Source organism: Pseudomonas sp. 8 R 14, assembly GCF_900005955.1.
In the GTDB taxonomy this organism is placed as follows: Bacteria; Pseudomonadota; Gammaproteobacteria; order Pseudomonadales; family Pseudomonadaceae; genus Aquipseudomonas; species Aquipseudomonas marginalis.
Genome location: NZ_CVTH01000068.1, coordinates 1 through 11,085 on the forward strand (window position 1 = coordinate 1; position 11,085 = coordinate 11,085).

At 61.9% G+C, this 11,085-nt stretch carries 9 protein-coding genes and 1 pseudogene; 3 read left to right on the forward strand and 7 right to left on the reverse strand.

Going from position 1 to position 11,085, the window contains the following annotated elements; genetic code table 11:
* Nucleotides 1-172, reverse strand: a pseudogene (locus BFQ01_RS32955) (aldehyde dehydrogenase family protein); the annotation flags it as partial.
* A 270-nt stretch (nt 173-442) separates the two neighbouring features.
* Here BFQ01_RS32955 and BFQ01_RS17655 point away from each other — a divergent pair.
* Nucleotides 443-2,197 (forward strand): sigma-54-dependent Fis family transcriptional regulator, encoded by a 1,755-nt coding sequence (locus BFQ01_RS17655; RefSeq protein ID WP_065926265.1) that lies wholly within the window; start codon nt 443-445, stop codon nt 2,195-2,197.
* 98 nt (nt 2,198-2,295) lie between these two features.
* The gene (locus tag BFQ01_RS17660) at nt 2,296-2,907 is read left to right on the forward strand and encodes a TetR/AcrR family transcriptional regulator (RefSeq protein WP_065926266.1); all 612 of its coding nucleotides are present in this window, start codon (nt 2,296-2,298) and stop codon (nt 2,905-2,907) included.
* A gap of 19 nt (nt 2,908-2,926) precedes the next feature.
* Here the strand turns inward: BFQ01_RS17660 and BFQ01_RS17665 are convergent, their stop codons facing one another.
* The 4 genes from BFQ01_RS17665 to BFQ01_RS17680 all read right to left on the reverse strand — a co-directional run bounded on the left by BFQ01_RS17665 (nt 2,927) and on the right by BFQ01_RS17680 (nt 7,309).
* Nucleotides 2,927-3,406: a DUF3237 domain-containing protein gene (locus BFQ01_RS17665; protein WP_065926267.1), complete on the reverse strand. Its 480-nt coding sequence runs from the start codon at nt 3,404-3,406 to the stop codon at nt 2,927-2,929.
* 42 nt (nt 3,407-3,448) lie between these two features.
* On the reverse strand, nt 3,449-4,552 hold the full coding sequence (locus BFQ01_RS17670) for a polyamine ABC transporter substrate-binding protein (protein ID WP_065926268.1): 1,104 nt from the start codon (nt 4,550-4,552) through the stop codon (nt 3,449-3,451).
* Between the two features lie 40 nt (nt 4,553-4,592).
* The gene (locus BFQ01_RS17675; protein WP_065926269.1) at nt 4,593-5,930 is read right to left on the reverse strand and encodes an alginate export family protein; all 1,338 of its coding nucleotides are present in this window, start codon (nt 5,928-5,930) and stop codon (nt 4,593-4,595) included.
* Nucleotides 5,931-6,046: 116 nt separating this feature from the next.
* Entirely contained in the window at nt 6,047-7,309 is a 1,263-nt protein-coding gene (locus BFQ01_RS17680; protein WP_065926270.1) for a serine hydrolase domain-containing protein, read from the reverse strand.
* Nucleotides 7,310-7,561: 252 nt separating this feature from the next.
* Here BFQ01_RS17680 and BFQ01_RS17685 point away from each other — a divergent pair, with 252 nt between their 5' ends.
* Nucleotides 7,562-8,704 carry a pectate lyase family protein gene (locus BFQ01_RS17685; RefSeq protein WP_065926271.1) on the forward strand — a complete coding sequence of 381 codons (1,143 nt, stop codon included), beginning with the start codon at nt 7,562-7,564 and terminating at the stop codon, nt 8,702-8,704.
* A gap of 54 nt (nt 8,705-8,758) precedes the next feature.
* Here BFQ01_RS17685 and gspF read toward each other — a convergent pair whose 3' ends face one another.
* Both gspF and gspE read right to left on the reverse strand, forming a co-directional pair.
* Nucleotides 8,759-9,970 (reverse strand): type II secretion system inner membrane protein GspF, encoded by a 1,212-nt coding sequence (gene gspF, locus BFQ01_RS17690; protein ID WP_065926272.1) that lies wholly within the window; start codon nt 9,968-9,970, stop codon nt 8,759-8,761.
* A partial coding sequence (gspE, locus tag BFQ01_RS17695; RefSeq protein ID WP_065926273.1) for a type II secretion system ATPase GspE occupies nt 9,970-11,085 on the reverse strand: 1,116 nt, incomplete at its 5' end. The genes gspF and gspE, both read right to left, overlap by 1 nt.

Here is an 11,085-nt window from a genome sequence, read left to right on the forward strand (position 1 = left end):
AGGCGACGGCGATGTCGGCCGGGTTGGCCATGGCGCAGCGCATCAGGGGTTCGCCGGTGGCGGGTTCGATCACCGGGATCACGGACCCCGAGGCGGGTATCCAGTCGCCGTTGAACAGGCATTCGGACGCAATGGCCCGCTGTAGCAAGTGGGTGGTTTCAGGTACTGACATGGCAACTCCCGGTTCTTGTAATTGTCATCGCCTGCACAGGGTGCAAACGCCGCATCAAGCCTTGAGCAAAGGCTGTGCCGCTTGCACGCAACAACGCTGACATAAAGCATCGAGGTCTCTGGGACGGGGCCTGGCACACACCGCTCATACCTCACCCGCCAATCGACTGCAAAAACCGCAGCGCTGCCACTTGTTCAATTGATAAGGTTATGTTTAATAACTATCTGAGCAGTTACTCATATCGATCACTCGCTTTGCAGGGGCATAACAATGACTAATCCCCCCAGCGCGCTGCCCGACGACCGGGTGGCCAACGCGCCCTACCATCCGCGCGGTGACAGCCGCCAACTCAGTGACAGCAGCTCGCCCACCCCGGCGGAACTGACCGACTGCCTGTTCTTTTCGCCCGAAGACGGGCGTATCTGGCTCAACGATCAACGCATGGTGTTGCTGCACGGTTCGTCGTTCGGTGCCCTGCGCGCGGAGGTCATCGAACGCCTGGGGCTGGAGCAGGCGCGTGGCCTGTTCACCCGCACCGGTTATGTCTCCGGCGCGCGGGATGCGCGGTTGATCCGCGAGCGCTGGCCACAGGCCGATGCCGCCGCGGTGTTCCGCGCCGGGACCCACCTGCACACCTTGGAAGGCATGACCAAGGTTGAACCGCTGCACTTCAAGTTCGATGCCGATTCGGGGTTCTATGAAGGCGAGTTCCTCTGGCACCACTCCTGCGAGGCCGATGAACACGTGGGCGCCTACGGCATCGGCCAGGACCCGGTGTGCTGGACTGAAACCGGCTATGCGATCGGTTTTGTCAGTGGCCTGTTCGGGCAAATGGTGATTTTCCGCGAGGTGGAATGCCGGGGCATGGGCCACCGCTGTTGCCGGGTGATCGGCAAGACCGCGGAGCAATGGGGTGACGTCGAGCAGGACCTGCGTTACCTGAATGTGTCCCAGGCCGTCGCCGGCCCTGCCGCCCCCACGCCCGCCAGCCCGCTGCGCAGCAATGGCGGAGTCACTCAGCCGCAACCGTTGGTGGGCGCCAGCGCAGCCTTCAACGCCGCGATGCAAGCTTTGCAACGGGTCGCATTGACGCCCGCGACCGTGCTGATCAGCGGCGAGTCAGGGGTCGGCAAGGAGATGTTTGCGCGCCAGTTGCACCAGCTCAGCCGCCGCCAGGACAGCCCGTTCGTGGCGCTCAATTGCGCCGCCATTCCGGACAACCTGATCGAGGCCGAACTGTTCGGTGTCGAACGCGGCGCCTATACCGGCGCGACGCACTCGCGGCCTGGACGTTTCGAACGGGCCCAGGGCGGCACGCTGTTTCTGGATGAAATCACCAGCCTCAGCCTGGCCGGGCAAAGCAAGTTGCTGCGGGCCTTGCAGGAACGGGAAATCGAACGGGTCGGCGGAGTGCGCGGTATCAAGGTGGATGTGCGCGTGGTGGCCGCCACCAATCTCGACCTGCGTAAAGCCGTGGCTGACGGCAGCTTTCGTGAAGACCTGTTCTACCGCTTGAATGTCTACCCCATCGCCCTGCCCCCGCTGCGCGAACGCCGGGACGACATCCCGCTGTTGATCAATGCGTTCCTCACGCGCTTCTGCCAGGAATACGCGCGAACGCCGGCGGGCCTGACCATGCGCGCCCTGAAGGTGTTGCTGCGCTATGACTTCGCGGGCAATGTGCGCGAACTGCAAAACCTGATCGAACGCGGCCTGATCGCCAGTGACGAAGGCCAACCCATTGACCTGGTGCACCTGTTTCGCAACGAACCGATGCCGGCCGATCCCTACGGCCTCGACGACCACGGCAGCCTGTCCAACAGCGCACCGCCGCCGTGCCTGGCACTGTTCGACACCCTTGGCCAACTGGAACCGGGGTTTTCCATCGAAGGCCTTGAATCGCGCCTGCTCAATGAAGCCCTGCAACGCAACGCCGGCAACCTGGCCGCCGCCGCCAGGCTTGTGGGGCTCAGCCGCGCTCAATTTGCCTACCGGTTGAAGAAGCATCAGCGGCAAATCCCTTGAATGCCAATTAGTGCTTTAAAAGCTTTACCCAATTAAGTATTTTGCAGGGATACCGGGGCGATAAGCGCCCCTCTTTTTACTCGTGACAAGGATCTCCTGTGAGCGGACTGCGTGAACGTCAGAAAGCCGAACGCCGGCAAGCTATCAGCAAGGCCGCGATCGAGCTGTTTGAGCGCCAGGGTTTCCAGAACACCACCATCGAACAGATCGCCAGCCAGGCCGGGGTGTCGCCGCCGACGGTGTTCAAGTACTTCGGCAACAAGCAGGAAATCATCCTGGAAATCCTGCACCACGCCGATCAGCGCGCAATCAGCGACACCCGCCGCGAGATCCACACAATCGACGATCCGGTCGAAGCGCTGTGCCACCTGGAAAGCCTGCTCACCGGCTATGCCCTGGAAGTCATGCACCCCAGCCTCTGGCGTGAACTGCTGCCGCTGATCCTGTTCGGCGGCAGCAATGAACTGCCGGCCGGTTATCGCGCCATGAATGATGCGCTCAGGGCGCAAATCAGCGAACTGCTGCGGGAACTGCAACGGGCCGGCAAGCTGCGCCCGCAACTCGATGTGGAATTGGCCGCGTTCCTGTTGAACGACTATTCGCACCTGCAACTGTTCAGGCTGGTGAACCAGGAACACCCGGATATCGACGCGCACTCGACCCAGGTCAGGCGTATCACCGAGCTGCTGTTCTACGGCATGCAGGCCTGACAGCTTCCAGGGCCGGGCCTCAGTAAAAGCGATAGCAACGAATCACCACCTGGTCGGCGCCCGGGTAATGCACCAGGCCGATAAAACTTGAACGGGTGAGCCAGTCCAGCCGCCCCTTGGGCACCTGAAACACCGGGGTGCAGGTGCAGCGGTACTCCGTCTCAGGAATCGGCCATTGGCCGTCGCGCTCCAGTTGGCGTCCGTACTCAGTCATGCTCAGCACACCCCGGTTACGGATGTTGATCACCTCGCCTTCGTCGGTCCTCACGCTGTAGCGGGCATCCAGTTGACCGATGCCATCGGGGCGCAAAAGAAAGCAATCTTCTCCGCCCGCCAGGACCTGGCCGCTGATGCCGACCCCATCGAAGTCCCCGCCCACAATCGGGTAGTTGCAGCGCAGGCCTTCAACGCTGTCGCCCAGGGTCACACCCGGCCCTATCGCGACGCGCAGGGTCAGCACCCGCTGCAAGTTGGGGGCAATGTCAATCCGTTCAGTCATGGCAAGCTCCAGGCCCGACGCGCACGCACCGGGCCACACTGATCAGCGGTTGCTCTTGATGGCCGTCCAGGTGCGGGTACGGATGCGCTCCACGGCGGCCGGAATCGGTTCCAGGGCGAACAGGGTCTTGCGCGCTTCCTCCGGCACATACATGTTGGGGTCGTTGCGGATGCTGGCGTCCACCAGCGCAGTGGCGTCCTTGTTCGGGTTGGGGTAGCCGATCCTGTTGCTGATGCGCGCAATCACGTCCGGGCGCAGGATGTAATTGATGAACGCATGGGCCTCCGCCAGGTCGGGTGCCTTGGCCGGGATCATCATCACGTCCGCCCACATCGGCGCGCCTTCCTTGGGCAGTGCCATCTCGACCTTGACGCCCTTGCCGGCGGCATCTGCCAGTCGCGTGGCCAATGCGACACCGCCGGACCAGCCCACGCCCACACAGATATCACCGTTGGCCAGGTCCATGCCGTAGCGCGACGAATTGAAGTAAGTGACGTAAGGGCGAATCTTCATCATCACGGCCTGGGCTTGCACATAGTCCTCACGCTTTTGGCTATTGGGGTCGAGGCCCTTGTAGTGCAAGGCAATCGGCAGGATCTCGTTGCCGGCGTCGAGGAAACCCACGCCACAACTGGCGAGCTTGGCGAGGTTTTCTTCCTTGAAGATGATGTCCCAGCTGTTCATCTGCACGTCGGGACCCAGGGCCTTGCGCACCTTGTCGACGTTGTAGCCGATCAATGTGGTGCCCCATAGGTAAGGCACGGCGTAGCGGTTGCCGGTGTCACCCACGGCTTCCAGGGATTGCATGAACTGCGGGTCCAGGTGCTGCCAGTTCGGCAACTGCTGGCGGTCCAGCGGCTGCACGGCCCCGGCCGTGATCAAGTGCCCCAGGTTGGCGGTGCCGGGGAACACCACGTCATACCCGGAGTTGCCCGTCAGCAGCTTGGACTCCATGGTTTCGGCACTGTCGAACACATCGTAAATCGGGCGAATGCCGGTTTCTTCCTGGAAATTCTTGAGCACTTCGGGTGGCAGGTATTCGATCCAGTTGTAGATCCGTACGGTGCGTTCTTCAGCCAGGCAAAAACCACTGATGAGCAACGAGGCGACAGTGCCCAGCACGGTGTTACGCAAAAATCTGTTCATGATCAAAACACTCCAGCGCGGCCGCGATGGCTCGCAGCACTTAATAGCGGTAGGTGAAATACAGTTCCAGCGCACTGAACATCTGGTCGTTACTGAACACCTGTTTGGCGGCGGCCAGCGGCTTGACCCAGTTGTAGGAGAGCGACGTATAGAACGACGGCGTGGGTGTCCAGTCGAGGAAAACCACACTTTCGTCAGCAAAGCGCCGATCGCTGACCGGCGCGCCCATGTAGTTTTTCTCGTCCAGCCAGAACTGGTAGTGAATCGCGCCGAGGGTCAGGGTGTCGTTGAGGTGGGTCTTGAGGGAGAACTGCTGGACGTTTTCGTTGCTGTTGAACAGCAGGTAGTTGCCGACCACATCCCCGACCAGCCACGTGCTCCAGTCGACAAAGCCCTTGCTCAGTGAATCCCAGGCTTTCTGGCGGTTGTCGGTAAGGTTGTCGTCGCCGGAAAAGCTCGCGTAGCGGTAGCCAATGATCGGCGTCAGCGGCAAGGTAGTGAAGGCATAGTCGGCCTGGGCATACCAGGCGTTGGCATCGTAGTCGACACCCTCGCCGCTGCCGCGCTCCAGCGCGTATTCGGCATTCAGGGTCAGCGCCTGGACGCCGGGCACCTTGGCGTTGAGCGCCCTGACGTTGTACACCTGCATCCCGTCCCGACGGCGCGGCAGCGTGCTGCCCCGGGGGCCAAGGGCATTGACCTTCATGGCCATGGCGCCGAGCGTAACCTGGTCATCGAGGTTGTAATCCACGTTCACGCCGGTCATGCGGAAATCGCCCAAGTCGTCATCGGTACGCAAGGTGAAGGCCTGGGACTTCAGCGCGTCATGATCCCAGGCCAGGATCGCTGAGTCCTTGAACGCAGTTCGCGGGCCGAGCCAGTAGGCGCCGTCCTTGTACTGGTCGAGGTTACCGTCCATGACGATGAACCCCGTACCGATCATGTAGTTCTGGCGGCCGGCGGTGAACTTCCACTCGCCGGCGCGAAAACCGCCGTAGAGTTCTTCGGCTGCGACCTTGCCGTCGGAGCTGCGGCTGAAGCCTCCCGCATCGCCATCGCCGAAGGTGCTCGCCGCCACCAGGGAACCGCCCGCGAGCAGGCTGAAATCCGGTTGCAACGCATACTCAAGCTTGACCCCCGGCTTTACGTAGACCTCTTGCCAGTTGATCCGGGCGCCGCCGTTTTTACCGTTGCGTGCATCGACCTGGCCGCTGCCGAAGTTGACGCCACGGGTAAACAGCGTCGCCCCACCCGCCGTGAGATTGACTTCACCCTTGAGATCGCCGTCCTCAAAGGTGTAGCCCGCCAACGCGACGTGGGTGGTCAAGGGTAAGCCGAACGCTAACAGCGCTCGGGAAAAACGCTTGGTGAAAACCATAAGAAGCTCCTGTGGAATTATTGTTGTTACAGGGCAGTCAATGGCGACGCAGGGCGCCGCCAACACCTGGGCAAGCCAGGTGAATAGAACGCAAGACTCTTATTGTTTGGCGTGGATCAGCGACTCAGGTGGGCGGCAATCGCGCGCAGCATGCGCACGCTGTCGTTATCGAACGGGCTGACTGCATCGGTGAGCGACGATTGCTTGACGATCACCACGCCGGACGGTTTGTCGATGAACAGGTACTGGCCGTGGATCCCTCCGGCCATCAGGGCTTGGCTGTGGTCGTTGAACACGTACCACTGGCTGCGATAGGACGCACCGGGCGTCCAGCTGGAGAACTCGGCATTTTGCGCGTAGATCGCCGGATCAGAACCGGCGGCGATACGCGCCACAGTCTCGGGCGACAACAGCTCGACCCCGTCCTGGCGACCGTCGTTGGCCAGCAGGCGACCGAAGCGCGCCATGTCTCTCAAGGTGGCACTGAAGCCCGCCCCGGCAACGTTACGGCCCCAGGGATCGGCCATGAAATAACCGTCGCGTTCGCACCCCAAGCGCCCCCAGATCTGTTCCAGCATCTGACTGCACGCCTGGCCCGAGGCACGTTCCATGACCCATGCCAGGACTTCGGTGGTGGCGGTCACGTAATGGAAAAAGCCGCCGTGTGCGCCACGTTTTTTCAGTGACGGCAGGTATTGGTACAGCGATTCAAACTGGGCGTATGGCGCCGGTGCCGGCTGGAAACCGCAGGCATAACCGTACTGCGAACTCTCGGAGGCGGGATCGTCATACACCTCGCTGTAGTCGATGCCCACGGCCATATCGAACAACTGGCGCACGGTGGCATCGCCAAACGCACTGCCCACCAGCTCAGGCACGTAGTACGCGGCGGACAGCTCAGGCTTGAGCATGCCGTTGGAAACCAGTTGTTCGCCGAGGGTGCCGATCAGCGACTTGGTCACCGAAAACATGATGTGCCGGTCATCCGCGCGCTGGCCGTTGAAGTAGCGCTCGAACAACACCGTGTCGCCCTGCATCACTAAAAAAGCGTCGGTCTGGCTGGCCACAAGGTGTTCGATCACGCTGATGCTGAGCCCGCATTCGCTGTCGAAACACAGCGGGTCCAGCGCTGTGGGCGCTTCCTTGAGCTGACCGGCAGGCCTTGAACCCGCCGCCACATCAATCGTGGGACGCAGCCGCGCCAGATGACGGAACCCCCACTGGCTGAAGGGCGCGCGCATCCAGTTGTGCCACGTTACCCGGTGATTCGGCTCGGCCGGGAAGCCCTGCATCAGCACAGGTGCCACGTGGGTTGCAAAGCACGACTCATTGGCCTCGACGTAAAGAGTCGCCAGTACAGACGGGGTTTTAAGGCTCATCGGGATAACCCTGAAGATGACTCTGCATGAGAGCAGATGCACAGGAATAATTATCCGATATTTTGTTTTAGTCAATAAAACTTTTTACTCGTTAATTTTACAAACAGTTGTACGACAACGAATACACGCATGATAGTATTTCTCATGCAGCGGACGTTCGATTCGCTGCACCAGTGGCAAGGACGTCCGCTCGAGAAACGCGCATGCCTGTGCGCGTTTAAACACTCAAGTTAATCAAGGATCTGATTACTCATGACAACCCCCTCAACCTTCACTGCCTCAAAACTGGCCAGTGCCGTTATCGGTGCCCTGCTGTTTTCCAGCGTTCCTGCGCATGCCGCGGACATCTGGCTGGATTCGGCCACCACTGGTTGGGCCACTCAGAACGGCGGCACCAAGGGCGGCTCGCGAGCTGCGGCGAATAATATCTACACGGCAAAAAACGCGGCGGAGCTGAAAACCGCACTGAGCGCGTCGGTGGGCACCAACGGCCGCATCATCAAGATCACCGGCATCATCGATATCAGCGAAGGCAAGGCTTATACGACGACTGCTGATATGAAGGTACGCGGTCGCCTGGATATTCCTGGCAAAACCACCATCGTCGGTACCACCAGCAATGCCGAGATCCGTGAGGGTTTCTTCTATGCCAAGGAAAACGACGTCATCATCCGCAACATCACCATCGAAAACCCTTGGGATCCCGAGCCGAAGTGGGACCCCACGGACGGCAGCGCCGGCAACTGGAACTCGGAATACGATGGCCTGACCATCGAGGGCGCCAATAACGTGTGGGTCGATCACGTGACCTTCACCGATGGCCGCCGTACCGATGACCAGAACGGCAGTGCCAACGGCCGTCCGAAGCAGCATCACGACGGCGCGCTGGATGTAAAAAACGGCGCCAACTACGTGACCATCTCGTACTCGGCGTTCAAGTCGCACGAGAAGAACAACCTGATCGGTTCCAGCGACAGCCGCACCACCGACGACGGCAAGCTCAAGGTCACCATCCACAACAGCCTGTTTGAGAATATCTCTGCCCGTGCGCCGCGCGTGCGTTTCGGCCAGGTGCATCTGTACAACAACTACCATGTGGGCAGCACCAGCCATAAGGTGTACCCGTTCTCGTACGCTCACGGTGTGGGCAAGAACTCGAAGATCTTCTCCGAGCGTAACGCCTTCGAGATCGCCGGTATCAGCGGTTGCGACAAGATCGCCGGCGATTACGGTGGCAGCGTCTACCGCGACACCGGCTCGACCCTCAACGGCAGCGCATTGAGCTGCTCGTGGAGTTCGAGCATCGGCTGGACCCCACCGTACAGCTACACTCCGCTGGCTGCCGATAAGGTCGCCGCCGACGTCAAGGCCAAGGCCGGCGCCGGTAAGCTCTAAGCAGCGGTGTCACCTTCGTGAAATGAAAAGCCCTCGGTGACGAGGGCTTTTTTGCTACTGCACCAGTTGGTTGATCTCGATGATCGGCAACAGCACCGCCATCACGATCACCAGCACCACCGCGCCCATCACCACGATCATCAGTGGCTCCAGCAGTGCGGTCATACCCATCGCCCGGCGCTCGATATCGCGGGACAGTGTCTGCGCGGCGCGATCGAGCATCGGCGGCAGCGAGCCGGTCTTTTCGCCGCTGGCGATCAGGTGGATCAGCAGTGGTGGAAATACTTTCTCGACTGCCAGCGCCGTGGCCAGGCTGACGCCTTCGCGCACCTTGGCGGTGGCGTCGCTCACGCTTTGGCTCAGGCAGTCGTTGGACAAGGTCTGGCGGGCCGCTTCCAGTGCACGCAACAGCGGCACCCCGGCGCCGCCGAGAATCGCCAGGGTCGACGCAAAGCGGGCGGTATTGAGCCCAAGTACAAAACGCCCGATCAGCGGCAGGCGCAACACGCGGCGATGCCAACCCAGACGCGCCAGCGGGTTGCGCAGGTACACACGCCAGCCCCAGAAACCCGCGATCAAAGCACTGAGGCACAGCCAACCCCAACCGCGAATGAAATCACTGGCATTGAGCATCGCCAATGTCAGCCCGGGCAAGTCCTGGCGCGCCTGGGAAAACGCACTGACCACCTGGGGCACCACGTAGCTGAGCAGGAAGATCACGATGGCGATCGAGACCAGCCCTACCACTCCAGGATAGATAAACGCGGTGAGGATTTTACTGCGCAGGTTATTGCGTTCTTCGATGTAGTCGGCCAACCGCTCCATCACCTGGGCGAGGTCGCCGGACTCCTCCCCCGCCGCAATCAGCGCGCGGTAGATCTCCGGAAAGTCCCGTGGCCGCGCGGCCAAGGCATCCGCCAGGCGCATGCCGCTGCGTACATCGGCACGCACCGCACTCAGGGCCTGGACGATGTGTTTGCGCTCGGCTTGTTCCACCGTGGCACTCAACGCGGCCTCCAGTGGCAGGCTGGCGCTGAGCAGGCTCGCCAGTTGCCGCGTGGCCCAGGCCAGGTCGTTGTCCGACAGCTTGGCGCTGAACAGGCCCGCGCCAGCCCCCGAGGCCGTATTTTGCTCAAGGTGCACCGACAAGGCCGTCAAGCCACGCCGGCGCAAAATCCCGAACGCCTCCCGCTGACTGTCGGCTTCCAGGTGTCCGCTCTCGATCTTGCCCATGGCATCGGCGGCTTCGAAACGGTAGCGATTCATCAGGCGTCCCGTGTCACGCGCAGGATTTCTTCGGGCGCGGTGGCGCCGCTGCGCACCCAGCGCTCGCCGTCTTCACGCATGCTGAACATCCCCGCACGCCGCGCCGCCACGCGCAGATCCTGCTCGCCGGCGCCCTGGTGGATCAGGCTGCGCACCTCGTCGTCGACGCAAAACAATTCATGGATACCGGTCCGCCCGCTGTAGCCGATCTGGTTGCACTGCGCGCAGCCCACCGGGCGCCAGGTGCCGGGCGCGGCCGGGTCTTCCTGTTTGCAATGCGGGCACAGGCGGCGGACCAGGCGTTGCGCCAGCACGCCCAGCAGTGACGAGGCCAGCAGGAACGGCTCGACGCCCATATCGATCAGGCGGTTGACCGCCGACACCGCATCGTTGGTGTGCAGGGTCGCCAGCACCAAGTGCCCGGTGAGCGAGGCCTGCACCGCGATTTGCGCGGTCTCCAGGTCGCGGATTTCACCGATCATGATGATGTCCGGGTCCTGACGCAGGATCGCCCGCAGCGCCAGGCCGAAGGTCATGTCGATCTTGGCGTTGACCTGGATCTGGCTGATGCCCGGCAGGTCGTATTCCACCGGGTCTTCCACGGTGAGGATATTGCTGGTGCTCGCATCCAGCCGTGCCAACGCCGCGTACAGGCTGGTGGTCTTGCCGCTGCCCGTGGGCCCGGTGACCAGCACAATGCCGTGGGGCTGGCGGATCAAGGTGTCGAGGCGCGCCAGCAACTGCGGCTCCATGCCCAGGGTCTCCAGTTGCAAGCGCCCGGCCTGCTTGTCGAGCAGGCGCATCACCACCCGCTCGCCATGCCCGGTGGGCACGGTCGACACACGAATATCAATCGGCCGCCCGGCCACGCGCAGGGCGATACGCCCGTCCTGGGGCAGGCGTTTTTCGGCGATATCGAGCTGGGCCATGATCTTGATCCGCGACACCAGCGCACCATGCAGCGCCTTGCGCGGCGACACCACATCCCGCAACGTGCCGTCGACGCGGTAGCGCACCACCGAATGGCTTTCATAGGGCTCGATGTGAATATCACTGGCCTCGTCCCGCGCTGCCTGTGTGAGCAAGGCGTTGATCATACGAATCACCGGCGCGCC

Coding starts and splice junctions, on each gene's coding strand:
- BFQ01_RS17670 (WP_065926268.1), bottom strand. CDS start 4,552: ATGAACAGATTTTTGCGTAACACCGTGCTGGGCACTGTCGCCTCGTTG.
- BFQ01_RS17685 (WP_065926271.1), top strand. CDS start 7,562: ATGACAACCCCCTCAACCTTCACTGCCTCAAAACTGGCCAGTGCCGTT.
- BFQ01_RS17655 (WP_065926265.1), top strand. CDS start 443: ATGACTAATCCCCCCAGCGCGCTGCCCGACGACCGGGTGGCCAACGCG.
- BFQ01_RS17680 (WP_065926270.1), bottom strand. CDS start 7,309: ATGAGCCTTAAAACCCCGTCTGTACTGGCGACTCTTTACGTCGAGGCC.
- BFQ01_RS17665 (WP_065926267.1), bottom strand. CDS start 3,406: ATGACTGAACGGATTGACATTGCCCCCAACTTGCAGCGGGTGCTGACC.
- BFQ01_RS17675 (WP_065926269.1), bottom strand. CDS start 5,930: ATGGTTTTCACCAAGCGTTTTTCCCGAGCGCTGTTAGCGTTCGGCTTA.
- gspF (WP_065926272.1), bottom strand. CDS start 9,970: ATGAATCGCTACCGTTTCGAAGCCGCCGATGCCATGGGCAAGATCGAG.